This window comes from Mixta intestinalis (assembly GCF_009914055.1).
Taxonomy (GTDB): Bacteria; Pseudomonadota; Gammaproteobacteria; order Enterobacterales; family Enterobacteriaceae; genus Mixta; species Mixta intestinalis.
In genome coordinates this window covers 3,211,248-3,226,298 of sequence record NZ_CP028271.1, presented here as the reverse complement: position 1 = coordinate 3,226,298, position 15,051 = coordinate 3,211,248, and the positions used below count along the sequence as shown (strand labels likewise).

Sequence of the window (15,051 nt, the reverse complement as noted above, 5' to 3'; positions counted from 1 at the left end):
GCTATCATTGATCGATTTTTTCGTTCGGTCAAGTGTGTTTTTATCGTTCTCTTTACCGAAAATGTGTTGATCTTTTGCTCAATAGTTACTATGTAAAAGTACAAAAATGTTCGCTATACTAATAGGCATATGTTTTGGTTAACTTCAAAACGATAATGTTTATAACGAGTAATAGAGCACCAAGGAGAAAGCATGAGTTCTACATTGGGTAATAAAATCAATGCAAGGCGTAGGGAGTTGAAATTTAGTATTGATAAACTTGCTGAATTGTCTGGAACAAGTAAAAGCTATATTTGGGAGTTAGAAAATAGGGAAAGCTCTAACCCTTCGGCTGAAAAGATAGAAAATATAGCAAAAGCATTAGGTGTGACACCTCAATTTTTACTCGAAAGTAAAAGTGCTAATCCTGATGAGGATGTAATAGATGAGGCATTCTTTAGGAAATATAAAGGTCTTTCAGATAGCGATAAGAAAAAAGTGAGGAAGTTAATAGATGTCTGGGATGACGAGGATTGAATAACAAATGAAGCCAAAGGCAGAGGCAAATAAGTTATCAAAGATCCTGAGCATTTTTTTGGGAGAGGATAGGTTTCCTGTTGATGTTGAATCTTTAGCGCTAGAGTATTCTAAAGAAACTTCTCCTAGTGATCCTATAGTGAAAATAAAAAAGAGTGATGTTGATAATTTTGAAGGTGCCTTAATTAAACATCCGAATAAAAGCCAATGGATGATTTTATATAAAGAAAATATTCGTTCAGAAGGTCGTAAAAGATTTACGATTGCACATGAGTTAGGACACTACATGTTGCATCGTGCTGAAATGGATGAATTTTTATGTACATCTATAGTTGGTGAACAATCTCTATCAGTCCGCGATATAGAAAATGAGGCAGATACATTTGCATCATATCTTTTAATGCCTTTGGACGATTGTAGAAAACAAACATCTCATCAGCAATTTAGTATCGAATTACTTATTCACTGCGCCAATAGATATAATGTATCTCTTATGGCTGCAGCGTTGAAATTGAAGGAAATTCTTCCAAAGCGAATTGTAGTTGTCGCAGCTAGGGATGGTATGATTTTATGGGCTTCCTCTAACCAAAAAGCATATAAAAGCAAAATGTATATCAAAACAAAAGGTGTTCCACCTATATCAATTCCAGAGGGTTCATTAATGTCCTCATTATCAACGAATCCTGTTGGTGAAAGTAAAAAACAGCCAGCAAATTTATGGTTTCCTGATGAACCGAAAGATTTACATTTAATTGAACATGTGTTTGTTGCAACTGAAGGATATGACTATACTCTGGGTGTGCTTGAACTTGAAAGTGAATGATTAAATAAATTGGCATTCATAATGCTTTTTATTAATTTCATTTGTGGCGAGAGTTAACTTGTTTAGTATAACCCTCGCCTTGATATTGGAATATTAAGGCTTACTATCTGAAATGCATCACTAATTATCTTTCTATATATAATGAATGTCACGAGTTTTTATTTATACATCTAAAAAGCTGACGGCTCGGTTTATGTCTTTCATTCGGGTAGAATCGCATTGCGGACTCACAAAGGGATGAAACCTGTCTTGCTATGTTTTTACCAAAGTTAACAAGAAGACCATGCTTGATCTTTTCACTATTCGTTCTGACTTTGATGACAAAGCTGAACTGATATACGATTACCTCAATGAGGTCATTGCCAAATGTTATACTGGCGGCGTTGTTTATTTCACGTTCATAATCCCTCAGGTCAGCGTTGAGTCTTGCAGTTGTATCAACAAGCGCATACTTTTTTTCGATAATCATAACTTTCTCACTTATCATGTTAATGTGATTTAATCATCACTAATAATATGTTGTGATTTTAATTACGATTATTCGTCTGTTTACTCCCGTAATGCATTATCTGATGAATAATGTTCATGTGGGGTAAGGCTTCCATAAAGTCAGACTGTTCAATCAGCGAAATGAGTGTGTTATCGATCTCAAACGTTGTATCCGGTAATACCTCAACCAGCCTGATTCGGGACAGGGAAATAACGAACACGCCCGATGACGTACATCCGGCAAGAAACCACTCCGCATGGCTGCAAAGCAGACGGTAGGGATGAACGGTATGGCTGACGTTTTCGTCGGTTCTGATACGCACCTGGGTCTGGTTAAGTATGGCGAGCGTCAGTCTGCTGAAATCACCGAAAAGGGTGGGTTTCTGGCGCGGTTCCGGTAGCATAATCCTGTAGGGGGAAGGGTGCTCCCCGTCAAGCAGAAGGCTCAGCAGTTTGGCATCCATCGCGGGTAATATACGGTCGAGATGCAGCAGTCTCGCCAGTATTTTCATATCCCGTTCCGTGCGGCGACGAAAGTAATGAGAGGCAAGCTGATATACGCCGTTGCTCTGTTCAATATCGAGATACGTGAGGCGGACGTTGAAATCCCGTCGCAGTGTTCGCGTCGTCACCCCGAATTCTTCTGCCAGCGTCCCGATATGCAGCTTTTCACCCTGAAACAAACGGCTCAGAATGATGGAAAGGCGGGTTGCCAGTCTGTCATGTTCGTTTTCTTGTTTTATCAGCGTCATACATCATTTCCGAATTTAGCCGGGAAATAATGCCAGCAGTAGCGGACAGGATTTGTCCGCCCTCTGAAGTTTTTTAAAGTCTGAATACCTTAAATGTAAGTGCTAAACGTCAGTATTCTCAGGTGAATAAAGATGCTTCTGGCGCATGTAGGCAATAAAAATGCAGGATGGTAGCGTCACCCGGTATGCGGGACCGGCTAAATCAATCAGCAGCCAGAGAGAACTGAGCACCCAGCCCACGGGACCGGCAAAAGCGCCCATGGTACGCGTCAGCATGGCATTTCCTGCAACGGTCAGCCCTCTGCCTAACAGGGCTTTCGCCACACCATTTGTGACAACAAGTGCCATCTGATAGGCCGCAAACCCGGATGTTTTTATCCCCGCCTGGATTGCCATGGTCAGCAACTCCGGCGTGGGGTTGCTGTAGCCTGTCTGCAATTCTTCCGCCACGGTCTTTAGCTGATCGGGCGTCATCTTCTCAAGGCTTTTCTCCAGGATCTTCATCAGCAGATTCATTTCAATGGTTTCAACGCTGGATTTGTTGTTGTAGTTCACCTTCATTTTATCGCAGGCATCGGTGAGAATTTCCCGGTACAGCACCCCTTTCCCCCACCGGAGCAGCGTGGCAAAGCTGTTCGCCCCAAACGTCTGAACCTCGGCGGCAATGGCATCCCAGTAGCGCGGGTGGTTGGGCTTGTGTTTTTTATACTGAGGATCATAGGTCAGCGTTTCCGTGATGCGTGCCAGTCCGTCTTTCGGATCGCAGATAAGCACAGAAACCAGTAAATCCAGATCGTCACGATGGCAGTGGCGCAGAAACTCAAGGTCAGGGTCGTGTCGGTAGGTAGCCATATTTCACCTCATAGCGGATATTGGACCTGACAGTTTAATTACTCCCCCCGGACAGGACGTGTCCGGCTGATCAAGAAAAAGTAAAAAAAAACCTGCCCGAAAGCAGGTTTCTGTTCACCGGATGGAGGTATAACGCGTCGGGATTACTTTCCGCGCCATTCCTTTTCCACTTTATCCGCAAAAGCATCGCACTGCCGGGCATATTCCGGGTTATAGAGCAGCTCCGACTGCGAAAGCTGCATGGCGGTCATGCTGCCGTTACGGGCATTTGATTCGAGCCAGGTTCTGCCATAGGTTTTGTTCATCACCTGAAGTACCCGGTTGAATACCGGTCCGTTGAAGCGGGCATTGAGATTAACGCCTTTTACCTGAAGGCCGCTGTCACTGGTCTGGGTCAGGCGGGTGGAGTACATCGCGCAGAAGGTCGAGTTGGTTATCATCTGAGCGTCAGCCTGCTCGTCGGCGAACGCGCTGTGGCTGAAGGCGGAAAGCAGAATTGTGGCGGTTAACAGTTTTAAAATTTTCATCATGTTCCCTTATGGATTGAAAAGCGGAGACAGCCTGCCATACGGGGTGGTCAGGAGATGTCCGGCAGAGAAAAAAGTCAGGGTTTCAGCGAGGGAGCCAGTCGCCAGCGGTGAGGGCCAGCGGATTCGAGCACAAAGGCCAGTTGAGCGAGGTCCCGTCTTGCGGTCCGGGGAGATACGTCAAACTGCCGGATGATGTAGCGAACAGATATTGTCTGACCGTAAAACAGGGCCATGGTCAGCCGGATAAGCCGTTCTCCCTGTCCGGTGACACGTTGCCTGCAACGGCTGGCTTTCATCGTTGCCATACGCGCCATCGGTCCCCTTTCTGAAAAGAATCGAGGTGTCTGGCAAGCCAGATATCAGGGCACGAATCGCCGGTAACGCAGCGGGCAGTAAACCGGTGGCAGTTAAAGTCGAGCAGGCTATAAGGATAGCGCTGACCCACTGCCGCCTTTGCCCGTTCAGCGGCCCGCGCACAACCCTGAGGCGTCAAACCCATACAGTCGGTATACACCGAGATAGCGGAGTTCCAGCCATCGAGCCGGTCAAGAAACCCTTTAGCCTTACTTTTGATAACGGTTCCATCGCCATCAAGATGAACAATATCGCCGTTACCCACATAGATACCGCTGTGTGCGGCAAGGCCAAAAAGCAGTTCGCACTGCACGATACCACCGTAAGCCGGTTCATCGACGCAGGAGAGAATGCAGTTATCGATAAATGAATCCACGAAGTTCAGCAGCAGAAGCCGGTACATAACATTCAGTTCCTTACTACGGGGGAGAGGGGGGATGCGGGGGAAACGTTGTGAACACTCAGCTTTCCCACAACGTACGGACCGTGAAAACCCCCATATCGTGGTAAGCCATAAAGTTACTTTCCCACAGCGACCAGAACTCACGGGCGTCGACATGAGAGATATCGCCACAACGGGAAAGCCACGTGTATTGTTGCGTCCAGCTCACATCGACATCTTTTTCAAGCTCAGGCCATGGATGCCCTGCATAGTGAAAATCGGTGACGTAATCGAGCTGCCAGTCTTCTCCGGCAGGGATGAGGCGTATTTCGACCGGATGCCAGCCGCCCTTTTCCGGTGAGTATTCAGGGTCACGGAAGTTAATGGTTAATCCGGTGATGGGGTGACGATGAGGCGGTTTTTGCGCGAGGATATCCAGAAGCAGTTGGGTGAACGACCGGGAGAGAGGCAGCACATAGCCGCCCTGCAATATTACGGGTGATGACATAGTGAATTTCCTGATTTTTGGTTAACAGAACACAGAAAAAGCGGGGTTAGTCCTGGCTGAGCGTAGCAAGCTGCGTCATACGATGCTGCCAGTCGGCATAGCAGCGGTGCATAAAGAGTCTGCTGCTGTCCGCTTCGATAAGGCAGATATCCGGACTTCTGAGCACAGCAGCAAGAAAACCTGCGTTATTGGTGCTGCCCTGACCAAACAGTGGGCGAAATACACGGGATGGAAAGCTGTCTGGCTGCTGTTCCAGAATGGCGTGAATCGCATCAAGCGCTATCCATTCACGGGAGAACAGGCCCCCTTCGCCATTGGCGGTTAAGCGCAGGGCGAGGCTTCCGGTTTCACCCTCTTTACCCAGCTCATACGTCAGCAGTCCTTTACTGTGGGGGCTGATTTTCTCGGCTTCACCACTGTAGAACACGGTATAGCTTTCGGTGACGGCGGCTTCAGTAGCGCCTTTTTTCTTACTCATGGGTCAGCGCCTCAATCTGGTTCTGGAGTTGAGTGATAACGGTCGTGTCCGGGAACACCAGATAGATACCCTGTCCGTTATCGCAGACGATACCGAGCAGGAGATACCAGCCATCATCAAGTGCGGTGACATATTCCGGGTTAGCCAGTGCCACTGCCAGCAGCGGGTCTTCGGGGAGGGTGTCATCGTGGTTGAGATGCCAGAGCAGGGTTCCCGTTTCGTTCCAGAAGGTGGTAAACAGGTCGATATCATCGACAGGGCCAAGGATTTCATTGCTGAGGGCCGCCAGTGCGGAGGCGGGCAGGTTGAGAAGGGGAAGACTGGTGGGGGTCGTGAGTTTAAACATGATTATCTCCATTTGATTGATTTCAAATGGATAATATGTGCCTGTTTTGTGGCGTGTTACGGCGAAGTATGGAAAAAGGTTTTGACATCGTGGATTTTTTCCAGTTACATTTATCCCGCCTTCAGTGCAGGTCTGTTCATGGCCAGTAAGCATTAAGGAGTCCAGCGCGGCTACCCCGATGAACCATCAGGTGAGTCGTTGACTGGTACAGCGGTCAATGATGTATGCAGGTTATATCCTGCCATCTTTCGCTGTTCTGAGCCTTCACAGTGATGTGTTGTTTCGGGGCGCTTTATCAGTGCCCTGCTCGAGCCTGTAAGAAATTACGGGACCACAAGCGTCTTATGGCGCCAATGGTATCTGCTGGTGAATCCAGTGGATTAACACACGAAATTCAACGGGATCTCTGATCCTTTTGTTTAATTTTCGCGTGGATTCGGGCTATGCAACACATTGTCAAAGTAGTATTTACCACCCTTCTCTTGATTTGCAGCACCCTTGCGTATGCACAGCGTTTAACCGTTCCCGCATACATGGAGGACGCTGTGTCCTGTACAACACAACCTATAAGCCAGTCCCTTATTCAGAGCGTTCAGGCTGAATGTATTCAGAAGGGCAAAAGTCGTGAACTGAGCGACAGCAGAACTACGGGTTTTAAGGCGCTGGTCAGTAAACGAGGCAAAGTCATGTTTGCCGCCCGTTTCAGTTGTGGCGGGAGTAACGTATATCGCCGTCTGGGTGATTATCCGGCACTTACCATCACGCAGGCGCGGTCAGCAGCACAAAAACTAATTGCAGATATGCGGGCAGAGTACCAGCTACGTGGTGCTAACCTGTTCGTTTCGCATAATTTGCTGTTCAGTGGTCTGCTGGAGCGCTTCGAACATGATGTTCTGGACGCTGGTGTAAAGCGTTCTGCCGATACCGATCGTTCAAAAATCCGTAACTATCTGCTTCCCCTTCTTGGGCATTTTAAGATTCATGATATCGATGAGGGCGTTATCGGGCGTTATCTCAATGGCCTGATCAATCTGAAACCAGCCACACGTAATCGTCATCTAGCTCTACTGAAAGCCATTTTTGGTTATGGTCGCAGAATGAAGCTGGTGACGACGTTACCCACTGAGTTTATCCGGATGCTGCCGGAAACCACGTCCCGTCGCAGGGCGATGAGCCATGAGGCATTTCAGCGCTGGTTTAAGGCCTGCGAGCAAAAACACCACAAGGAACCCGATAGTGCAGCGGTCATGCTGCTGATGTTTCTGGGCTTAACCGGGCTTCGACTGGGGGAAACTCGTCACCTTCGTCTGGAGGATGTGGAATGGTCACGTAAGGTCATTACGCTCAGACAGACCAAGAACGGCAGGCAGCGCCATGTCCCGGTGTGTGATAAAGCCTTTGTGCTGCTGACAGAAGCGCGTCAGTTCCTGGGGGATAGCGGCTGGGTTTTCCCTGGAAAAAACACGGATAATCCGGTTGCAGAACCCCGCCGTCTGCAAAAAACACTCTGTGAAACAGCGGGTATCCCGCCTTATACCATCCATGAGTTACGCCACTCTTTTGCGACAATCCTTGTCGAAAGTGGCGCGGATATCCACATGGTCAAGGAACTGCTGGGCCACAGTACGATTAAAGTCACTGAGATCTATGTGCATTCCAGTCCGGAGCGATATCACGCTGCCGTCAATCAGGCAATGGGCGTTGTTAATTCGTAAACAGAACCATCGCAGCAGGCGGATGGGTTCTGGCTTACGCCTGCTGTTCATATTGAATTTAAGGAGACAGTCATGAGTGGCGATAAATTAACCAATCTGGCAGATGATATTGATACTGATATTGATCTGTCACTTAGTCAGTTCCTTACGCAAAAGTCGCTTAATGAGGCGCGTGCGGCAAAAATTCTTGACGATGCAATAGAGATTGAACTGGATGAAGATGAACCGTCGCAGAACGGAAGTGCAGCGGGACTTCCTGTGGGCTACTATAACGGGAGCTCGGGTAGCTTTTTCGCCAGAGGGAAAAAGGTTGTACATATCAGTTCCACTCCCATAATCCCATGCGCCAGATGCTGCTCTAAAAACAAACAGCACAACATGAGCGTTGATCTGATGACCATTAATTACATCGGGCAAAAGGTCGTGGTGTCGGTATCGCTTGACGAGCTGGCAAGAAACCCTGAACAGGTCATTGCTGCTCTGGCGTCCAGAGGATTTGGTGTGACGACATCTGTCCATGCCAGGGCTTACTTTGAGAAATTCATTCATGCGTGCATGAAAATGGCGCTGCCAATGTATCTGGTGGCAGAGTCTATGGGTATGGTCGAAGGAGAAGCTGCCTTTTTGCATGGTGATATGCCGGTTGCCAGGGGGATCTCCGGTTTTGATTACCTTGTTCCTCATAAATCGGTTTTTTCAGGCATTCGCATGTCAGGGTCGTTAGCAGAATGGAAAACGCTTATTGAAGAGAATGTTTACGGATGGCCCCAGTTGTTTGCGCTCAGCAGCTCGTTTGCATCAATGCTACTTGGGATGGCCGGGATGGATGTGGCGTTGTTTCATTTTTATGGTGGTTCGACAACAGGGAAAACGGTAGTTCTTCAGGTGGGAATGTCTGTACATGCCCATGGCGGTGAGCCCGGTAGTCATCCGGACGTCGCTATTCTGCGATGGAATACAACAGATAATGCACTCGAAATCAACCTCAGCGAGTTTTCCGGGTTAGTTGCCTGTATTGATGAAATGGGCGCTTACAGTGATCGAAAATTCTCATCATTGTTGTATAACATGACCTCTGGTCGCTCAAAAAATCGCCTGGATAAGTCGCTCACAGGAAGAAAACCCGTATTGTGGAAGACGTTCATTCTGTCCTCCGGCGAAATGTCTATACCGGAAAAGCTAGCTTCCCGCAATGAACAGCTTCAGGGAGGGCAGGAACATCGGGCTATCAGCCTGAATATTCTGCCGGAAGACGCTGCAAAAGAAGGTGAACCCGTCGGAGAGGTACGTCGCCGCGCTGATATCCTCAAAGCTGAACTGGCGGAACAGTATGGCACGGCTGGAAAAGCCTTTATTGCCTGCTTTTTGTCGCAGCAGAATGATGATGGTAGCTTGATGTCATACAGTGAATTATCCGAACAGATAAAGGAGACGACAGAAGAATGTTGCAAGATGCTCGCGGAGGATCTGCAGTCAGACGGATATGTTCTTTCCGATATTCAGCACCGGGCGTTAAAACGCTTTGCTATTTGCCTTGTTGCTGGCGGTATGGCTGCGGAGTGGGGCATCCTGCCATTTGAACCGCAAATGATTAACGATTCGGTGATGAGCGCGGTTCGCCGCTGGCTGGATGATGGACGGAACCAGTACAACCCGGTTAAAGAAGCATTAAGCGCCATTCAACTGGAACTTATCAAACGACAGGCCGCGCATTTTGTACCGCTACAGGATAAAGAGGCTTATATACCCAGCAATCACTGGGGGTATACACATCCTAAAACTCAGGATTTGATGATTTTTGCGCCTGTATTTGACGACTGGTGCAGGCGACATAACCGTAAATCCGCAGAGGTAGCTAAGCTCCTTTCTGCCAAAAATTATCTTGAGCCGGAAAGTAAAGGGCATTACAAAAAACGTGTTCAGAACAGTGATGTTGAAGGCGTTTTCTACCAGATAAAACGATCGTTTCTCCACTGTAATATTTCAGCCGAGTTCTGATGGTATGCAAAAAAAGCAGGGGCATTTGCCTCTGCTTTTCTGTTATCGCAAGGACGGTAGCTGAGCTGTTATCCTTTCCGCCAGTAGCTGGCTGGTGTTCTGTAAGCGCTGAGGATGAAGATGCGCATACCGTTGTGATGACTGACTGCTGCGATGCCCCAGCTGAGACTGAACGTCATACAGTGTTCCACCGTAGGAAACGATCAGTGCGGCAACCGAATGGCGACAGGTATGAATACACACCTCTTTGTCAAAAATGCCCGCCCGACGAACGATCCGTTGAAAGGCTTTAACCGGATTATTCAGCGGCATTCCCTGCTTTTTGCCGATAAACAACCATGGATTTCCCCGCTGCGTTGGCAGTGTTCTGATAACGTCCAGTGCCAGTGAGTTAAGATGAACAATCCGCCCATAGCCATTCTTGGTTTGGGGTAGCCATAAGGTGCGTTTTACCGGGTCAAGGTGTTCCCACTTTGCCAGACGTAGTTCATCGCGCCGAAGCCCGGTGAGCAGCAACAGTTTGACATAGCGGGCAGCGACGGGGCTGATATCTTTATCGGCGGAGAGGAAAATACGACGAATTTCGTCCTCGGTGAAATAGCGTTGCCGGGCGTTGTTTTCCCTGAGAAGCTGTACCACCCTTGCCGGATGAACAGAGGTAAGGCTTTGTCTCCCGGCCCAGGTAAACACCGCTTTAATGAGTACGATGACACGGTTACAGGTGGCTGCTGACAGTGACATACTTAGCGTTTGCTGAAGCCGAAGAACGGCGCTGGGTGTGATATCGCTCAGCAGCATCTGACCAATGGCGGGGCGGATATGATCCCGGTAGCGCTGAACATCCTTGCCCCAACTGCGTTTCGCGGATTTTGCCCAAACCAGATAATGCTGGTTAAAGAGTTCATCAAATGTCATCTCTTGTCTCTTGTTTTCACGTTCCTGCTTAGGGTCAGTCCCGGTGGCAAGCGAGCGTTTATGCTCTATGGCAATCTTGCGTGCTAAGGTGACATCGACCTCAGGCCAGTGGCCAATGGCGATGGCGCGTTTTCGTCCATGATAGAGGTAGCGGAGCAAGAATTTTTTACGTCCTTCACCTTTGCTGACCAGACACTTCAGACCCGAAATCTCGGTATCGCTGTATTCGGCATCGGTACTGCGTGAATCTGATGAGTTTGGGGGAAGGGATTTAATGAGCTGACTGGTAAAACGGAAACGTTTCGGACTGGACATATTAGCTCCTGTGACTGGTGTAAAGAACGTCAGGGTTGACCCATCCCCGGCACGGCGCTTTTTATGGTTGAGTTGATTTTCTGGTGTGGCTAAGGGAATGCTGGTGCCACATGGTATGAATTAAGACGGGAAATGCAGAAAGAACAGGCTTTACGGTCTGATTCTGGTCTTAAGGGGAAAGATTGCCGTTGGGGAAGAGTTCACAGAAATAATATGTGTTTCAGTCGGGTATAATTACATGCCATAAGGACCAGTAGCGTTGCCTGTATGTGGGGCGGCTATGTGCCAGAAGCGGATGTCGCTATCAGCTCAATATATTAATCAATATAGGGATGATTGATCATTACCGACCCAAATCAATGCCATTCCTTCGCTTGCCGGGCGAACGTTTTTAAAACCGAATTTTTCATACAGTTCGGGGACGTCGGCTACGAGGGTAATATAGGCACCCGATGACACATGCTTTTCAAACCAAGACATTAAATTCTGCATAATCTTTCGCCCGAGACCGTTTCCTTGATGCTCCGGGTCAACAGCAATATCGACAATCTCAAAGTTCAGGGCACCATCGCCGATGATTCGCCCCATCCCGACGATAAGCCCTGCATACTCTATATGAACCCCGTAACAGCTTCCAGGAAGTGCACGTTTCGCGCCGTCCAGAGGACGAGGTGTTAAGCCAGATATGACACGTAAACGGCAGAAATCTTCTGCAGGTGGAACAGTGTTAACGAAGACGTATTTCTGATGCATTTTCTACTTCCAATACAGATAGTCACCTGTTGAATTTAACAATACACTAACATGAATGAAATCTGAATAGTGTTTCAAGGCGACTTCGCTAGTCATCTGGCCGCAGCAAATTTCCGCTTCTCGCTCACAGCGGACCTTCTGCTCAGTTAGTTTGGCCGCGTTCTGCCAACAGCGGGACACGCTAATGCTGGTGTACAGGTGCTGACTCATTTCCTCCTTCACTTTCATCCCGTTATACTGTGAAAAAAAGGAGGTAGGCGTGAAACTGAAAATGCAGGATTTGAGGCTGTTTAATCTCGTGTTTGAGAGCGCTCCTGGCTGGATACTTGATTTCTCTAACCGCACCTTGTCTGCTTTTTTTGATGAAGAACTAAACATTGATATTGATGATGAACGTTATCAGGAAGAGGGGACGTCAAAGGCCAAACGAGTTAGATGCTTGCTGAAACAGGCTGATCGTGAGACCGCTCTGCGGGTTCTTGGCGCTCTCTGGCAGTATAAAACGGAATCCATGCCTGAACAGGCTGAACAAAGCCGTAATGACTATCTTGCACTGATTTCCCGCTTAGAAAACGCTGGCACCGATGAAGCCAAAGGCGTAAAGCCTGTTCAGGCATGGCATGGTGTTGACTGGCCTTCACTTATCGCTGAAATGAACGAGATGAAATCTCTGCCGCCACATCCACGTGGTTTTCGGTTTGAAGCCTGGCTTGCTGAACTGTTCAGTATCTTTAAGCTCGCTCCCCGTTCGTCTTTCCGAAACACAGGCGAACAGATTGACGGAAGTTTCCGACTGAATGATGAATTTTACCTGATGGAGGCAAAGTGGCATCAGAAAAGAACGTCGGCTGCCGATCTCCATGTATTTGAAGGAAAGCTCAGTACCAAGGCAACCTGGACACGCGGCGTTTTTATCAGCTGGATGGGGTTTACGCCTGAAGGTCTGACGGCTTTTGGTAAAGGGAAGCGTGTTATCTGTGTCAGTGGTTATGATCTTTACCACTCACTGAGTCATGGAATCCCTTTGCCCGACCTTCTGGACGCTAAAACCCGGCACGCAGCTGAAACGGGAGAGCCCTATGCTGAGTTCGACCGACTATATGCACTGAAGAACAAACAGTTTGGCACGATGAAATAACGGGTTGGGAAGCGGTGACTGCTCCCCGTTGTTTCACACAGAGTGCTGCTAGTAATGCCCGCATATCCCTCCCAGCGGACACTCAGCTTTAACAGTCCAATACGTTTAGCTCAAGTAGTACTACGGATAAACCATTTTATGATGGCGTGGAGGACGGGGGATTCTGGTAACGGTAAGAAATGAAAAGGAAAGAAGAGCTGTTGCAGGTGGACTGACTGGTGAAGATCCCCATGTGATTGGTGGAGGGTATATGTTGCCAAGTTTCCCCGCTTGCTATTGGGGATTTCCCCACCTTATTCCCCGCGACAAAATCACGTTAAGACCAGCGGATTAAGGCGAAATGATAATTCCCCCGTTTTCCCCGTGCTTTCTTATTCATAATGAATGATTTGAGAGAAAGGAACCGTAGAGGACCGTAGAAAGACCGTAGCAGTGAGGTTAGGAAAAGGTACATCAGAGAATGTTGAGGTGTCTAAAAGTAACGAACATCTGCGAAAATGGCGAGAAATCCAGCAAACAAATAACGTGTTGCAACGTCCAGAAATCTACCGTAGCGAGAAAAGGAAAAAGCCCCACTTTTCAGCGAGGCCTTATGAATAGTGGTGCCCGGACTCGGAATCGAACCAGGGACACGGGGATTTTCAATCCTCGTGCCAAGGTTAATAAAATGTTACTTTGACCCTGTGCACACTTTTACGAGTGTGCAATATGAAAACATTTCCCGTTATTTCCCCTAAAGGCGGTGAAGGTAAATCGATTCCCGCTGACTTCGCTCCTGACTTTTGGATGCCGAAGACAAAGATTTTACCCGTTATTTCTCCTAAAGGTGGTGAAGGTAAATCCACTTTCGCTGCTTATCTGGCGGGCTTCCTTGCCGATGCGGGGCTGAAGGTCCTTCTTATTGATGCAGACTGGTCTCAGCCTACAGCCAGCAGTATTTTCCCCCTGACAAAAGAAGCGCCGTTTGGTCTCTATGAACTCCTGATGCAGACGGTTCCTGACCCTCTGCAGGCCATTTCACTCTCTGCGATTGATAATCTGGAGGTGCTTTATTCCAATGATCCGGATGAGCTTCTACCTACAGCGATGTTGCATGCGGCAGATGGTCGGTTGCGTCTGAGAAATATACTTCTGCATCCATTCTTTTCCCGTTATGACGCAGTTATTGTTGATTCCAAAGGTGCTACGGGGGTAATGACAGAGCTGTCTGTTTTGTCTTCAACAGGCAATGTTCTGGGGATAGTGAAACCAATTTTACCGGACGTACGTGAGTTTATTCGCGGTTCCCTGCACATGTTTGCTCGCCTCAAAACCTATGAAAATTACGGCATCCGCCTTCCCGATATCTCTATTCTTGTGAACTGCTTCGAAAATACGCTCCTTGATCGAGAGGCGATGAATAGTCTCTCAAAAATTATCAGCGAGAAGCTGTATGACAGCAGCGTGTTGGGAGGCCGAAATATATTCAGTCTCCTCAATACCTGTATCGAGCAACTGGATATTTACAAACTGGGTCATGTTAAGTCACAGCCGGTTCATAGACTTGAATATAAAACCCGGCGTAAAGGACCCGCGGCCGCGGATACCATGCATGGCCTTGCCTGTGAACTATTTCCTGAATGGAAAGTGCTCTTTGATAATGTCCTGCCCCGGAGGGAGCGTGTATGAGCCGTAATCAAATTTGGCGTGCTGTTGCTTATTCCACCGATACATACAAAGGGCATGAAGAGATTCACGTGTTTGTTGATGCTCCTGATTACGAAACAGCAAATGAGCGTATTTACGAGCGTCTGGCCGAGGAATGGGGTCTTCCGAGGGGCTTTATCGATATATACAACCTGTGGAATGAATCAGACCTACGCATTATGTCCACAGGAGCACAAATGCCAGCCGGGCTGCCATTGCTGGAGTCTGGAGGTGGAAACGGAAAGATGTATTACGATCGGGAGCCTCTGATCCTGATTGCGTCTGCCCGCCTGCGGGAAGTGCTGGAGTGTGCACTGCGGGAGGTATCTGCATGAATGCTCCAGTTATGGGTACGCTGCAACCATTCTCCCAGCCACATCAGCCGGAATTTCAGTTGCCGGTCTTCAGGTTTTTCCTGTTCAGCCTCGTGCCAGAAACGCTGGCTGATATTGTCAAATTCATCTTCAGTCATCCCTGCACTGAAGATTATGACTGAGGAGG

19 protein-coding genes are annotated in these 15,051 nt (G+C 48.1%); 8 read left to right on the top strand and 11 right to left on the bottom strand.

What is annotated here, in order from left to right; genetic code table 11:
• Positions 1-192 precede the first annotated feature (192 nt).
• A complete protein-coding gene (locus C7M51_RS15010) occupies positions 193-516 on the top strand; it encodes a helix-turn-helix domain-containing protein (RefSeq protein WP_048227226.1) in 324 nt (107 codons plus the stop codon).
• A 7-nt stretch (positions 517-523) separates the two neighbouring features.
• Complete coding sequence (locus tag C7M51_RS15005) at positions 524-1,339, top strand: ImmA/IrrE family metallo-endopeptidase (RefSeq protein WP_160622475.1); 816 nt, start codon at positions 524-526, stop codon at positions 1,337-1,339.
• A 148-nt stretch (positions 1,340-1,487) separates the two neighbouring features.
• Here the strand turns inward: C7M51_RS15005 and C7M51_RS15000 are convergent, their stop codons facing one another.
• The 9 genes from C7M51_RS15000 to C7M51_RS14960 form a co-directional block, all read right to left on the bottom strand.
• Positions 1,488-1,808, bottom strand: a complete 321-nt coding sequence (locus C7M51_RS15000; RefSeq protein ID WP_048227224.1) for a hypothetical protein — start codon at positions 1,806-1,808, stop codon at positions 1,488-1,490.
• 58 nt (positions 1,809-1,866) lie between these two features.
• Positions 1,867-2,580 (bottom strand): helix-turn-helix transcriptional regulator, encoded by a 714-nt coding sequence (locus C7M51_RS14995; RefSeq protein WP_160622474.1) that lies wholly within the window; start codon positions 2,578-2,580, stop codon positions 1,867-1,869.
• Between the two features lie 102 nt (positions 2,581-2,682).
• Positions 2,683-3,432, bottom strand: coding sequence for a YaaW family protein (locus C7M51_RS14990; protein ID WP_000257250.1), 750 nt, complete (start codon positions 3,430-3,432; stop codon positions 2,683-2,685).
• Positions 3,433-3,575: 143 nt separating this feature from the next.
• Positions 3,576-3,962: a hypothetical protein gene (locus tag C7M51_RS14985; RefSeq protein WP_223349776.1), complete on the bottom strand. Its 387-nt coding sequence runs from the start codon at positions 3,960-3,962 to the stop codon at positions 3,576-3,578.
• A 74-nt stretch (positions 3,963-4,036) separates the two neighbouring features.
• Complete coding sequence (locus C7M51_RS22780) at positions 4,037-4,195, bottom strand: DeoR family transcriptional regulator (RefSeq protein WP_227666965.1); 159 nt, start codon at positions 4,193-4,195, stop codon at positions 4,037-4,039.
• A 59-nt stretch (positions 4,196-4,254) separates the two neighbouring features.
• Entirely contained in the window at positions 4,255-4,719 is a 465-nt protein-coding gene (locus C7M51_RS14975) for a lecithin retinol acyltransferase family protein (RefSeq protein ID WP_032319209.1), read from the bottom strand.
• A gap of 58 nt (positions 4,720-4,777) precedes the next feature.
• Complete coding sequence (locus tag C7M51_RS14970; protein WP_049012548.1) at positions 4,778-5,206, bottom strand: DUF2787 family protein; 429 nt, start codon at positions 5,204-5,206, stop codon at positions 4,778-4,780.
• A gap of 46 nt (positions 5,207-5,252) precedes the next feature.
• A complete protein-coding gene (locus C7M51_RS14965; RefSeq protein ID WP_054625980.1) occupies positions 5,253-5,684 on the bottom strand; it encodes a hypothetical protein in 432 nt (143 codons plus the stop codon).
• A complete protein-coding gene (locus C7M51_RS14960) occupies positions 5,677-6,030 on the bottom strand; it encodes a hypothetical protein (RefSeq protein WP_160622472.1) in 354 nt (117 codons plus the stop codon). The genes C7M51_RS14965 and C7M51_RS14960 overlap by 8 nt, the downstream gene beginning before the upstream one ends.
• Before the next feature lie 443 nt (positions 6,031-6,473).
• On the opposite strand from C7M51_RS14960, the gene C7M51_RS14955 reads away from it, so the two are divergent.
• The gene (locus C7M51_RS14955) at positions 6,474-7,745 is read left to right on the top strand and encodes a site-specific integrase (protein ID WP_069219370.1); all 1,272 of its coding nucleotides are present in this window, start codon (positions 6,474-6,476) and stop codon (positions 7,743-7,745) included.
• Positions 7,746-7,817: 72 nt separating this feature from the next.
• The gene (locus C7M51_RS14950) at positions 7,818-9,743 is read left to right on the top strand and encodes a DUF927 domain-containing protein (protein WP_160622471.1); all 1,926 of its coding nucleotides are present in this window, start codon (positions 7,818-7,820) and stop codon (positions 9,741-9,743) included.
• Between the two features lie 42 nt (positions 9,744-9,785).
• On the opposite strand, the gene C7M51_RS14945 is transcribed toward C7M51_RS14950, so the two are convergent.
• Entirely contained in the window at positions 9,786-10,973 is a 1,188-nt protein-coding gene (locus C7M51_RS14945) for a tyrosine-type recombinase/integrase (protein WP_063921945.1), read from the bottom strand.
• Between the two features lie 321 nt (positions 10,974-11,294).
• Positions 11,295-11,726, bottom strand: coding sequence for a GNAT family N-acetyltransferase (locus tag C7M51_RS14940; protein WP_160622470.1), 432 nt, complete (start codon positions 11,724-11,726; stop codon positions 11,295-11,297).
• Positions 11,727-11,985: 259 nt separating this feature from the next.
• Here C7M51_RS14940 and C7M51_RS14935 point away from each other — a divergent pair, with 259 nt between their 5' ends.
• The 4 genes from C7M51_RS14935 to C7M51_RS14920 all read left to right on the top strand — a co-directional run bounded on the left by C7M51_RS14935 (position 11,986) and on the right by C7M51_RS14920 (position 15,046).
• Positions 11,986-12,864 (top strand): restriction endonuclease, encoded by an 879-nt coding sequence (locus C7M51_RS14935; RefSeq protein WP_047401140.1) that lies wholly within the window; start codon positions 11,986-11,988, stop codon positions 12,862-12,864.
• A gap of 786 nt (positions 12,865-13,650) precedes the next feature.
• Positions 13,651-14,532 carry a ParA family protein gene (locus C7M51_RS14930; RefSeq protein WP_141177365.1) on the top strand — a complete coding sequence of 294 codons (882 nt, stop codon included), beginning with the start codon at positions 13,651-13,653 and terminating at the stop codon, positions 14,530-14,532.
• Complete coding sequence (locus C7M51_RS14925) at positions 14,529-14,885, top strand: hypothetical protein (protein ID WP_141177341.1); 357 nt, start codon at positions 14,529-14,531, stop codon at positions 14,883-14,885. The genes C7M51_RS14930 and C7M51_RS14925 overlap by 4 nt, the downstream gene beginning before the upstream one ends.
• Entirely contained in the window at positions 14,882-15,046 is a 165-nt protein-coding gene (locus C7M51_RS14920) for a hypothetical protein (RefSeq protein WP_160622469.1), read from the top strand. The genes C7M51_RS14925 and C7M51_RS14920 overlap by 4 nt, the downstream gene beginning before the upstream one ends.
• Positions 15,047-15,051: the final 5 nt, after the last annotated feature.

Excerpts from the sequence above, each read along its gene's own strand:
- C7M51_RS15010 (WP_048227226.1), top strand. The coding sequence starts at position 193 with ATGAGTTCTACATTGGGTAATAAAATCAATGCAAGGCGTAGGGAGTTG.
- C7M51_RS15005 (WP_160622475.1), top strand. The coding sequence starts at position 524 with ATGAAGCCAAAGGCAGAGGCAAATAAGTTATCAAAGATCCTGAGCATT.
- C7M51_RS15000 (WP_048227224.1), bottom strand. The coding sequence starts at position 1,808 with ATGATTATCGAAAAAAAGTATGCGCTTGTTGATACAACTGCAAGACTC.
- C7M51_RS14995 (WP_160622474.1), bottom strand. The coding sequence starts at position 2,580 with ATGACGCTGATAAAACAAGAAAACGAACATGACAGACTGGCAACCCGC.
- C7M51_RS14990 (WP_000257250.1), bottom strand. The coding sequence starts at position 3,432 with ATGGCTACCTACCGACACGACCCTGACCTTGAGTTTCTGCGCCACTGC.
- C7M51_RS14985 (WP_223349776.1), bottom strand. The coding sequence starts at position 3,962 with ATGATGAAAATTTTAAAACTGTTAACCGCCACAATTCTGCTTTCCGCC.
- C7M51_RS22780 (WP_227666965.1), bottom strand. The coding sequence starts at position 4,195 with ATGGCCCTGTTTTACGGTCAGACAATATCTGTTCGCTACATCATCCGG.
- C7M51_RS14975 (WP_032319209.1), bottom strand. The coding sequence starts at position 4,719 with ATGTACCGGCTTCTGCTGCTGAACTTCGTGGATTCATTTATCGATAAC.
- C7M51_RS14970 (WP_049012548.1), bottom strand. The coding sequence starts at position 5,206 with ATGTCATCACCCGTAATATTGCAGGGCGGCTATGTGCTGCCTCTCTCC.
- C7M51_RS14965 (WP_054625980.1), bottom strand. The coding sequence starts at position 5,684 with ATGAGTAAGAAAAAAGGCGCTACTGAAGCCGCCGTCACCGAAAGCTAT.
- C7M51_RS14960 (WP_160622472.1), bottom strand. The coding sequence starts at position 6,030 with ATGTTTAAACTCACGACCCCCACCAGTCTTCCCCTTCTCAACCTGCCC.
- C7M51_RS14955 (WP_069219370.1), top strand. The coding sequence starts at position 6,474 with ATGCAACACATTGTCAAAGTAGTATTTACCACCCTTCTCTTGATTTGC.
- C7M51_RS14950 (WP_160622471.1), top strand. The coding sequence starts at position 7,818 with ATGAGTGGCGATAAATTAACCAATCTGGCAGATGATATTGATACTGAT.
- C7M51_RS14945 (WP_063921945.1), bottom strand. The coding sequence starts at position 10,973 with ATGTCCAGTCCGAAACGTTTCCGTTTTACCAGTCAGCTCATTAAATCC.
- C7M51_RS14940 (WP_160622470.1), bottom strand. The coding sequence starts at position 11,726 with ATGCATCAGAAATACGTCTTCGTTAACACTGTTCCACCTGCAGAAGAT.
- C7M51_RS14930 (WP_141177365.1), top strand. The coding sequence starts at position 13,651 with ATGCCGAAGACAAAGATTTTACCCGTTATTTCTCCTAAAGGTGGTGAA.
- C7M51_RS14925 (WP_141177341.1), top strand. The coding sequence starts at position 14,529 with ATGAGCCGTAATCAAATTTGGCGTGCTGTTGCTTATTCCACCGATACA.
- C7M51_RS14920 (WP_160622469.1), top strand. The coding sequence starts at position 14,882 with ATGAATGCTCCAGTTATGGGTACGCTGCAACCATTCTCCCAGCCACAT.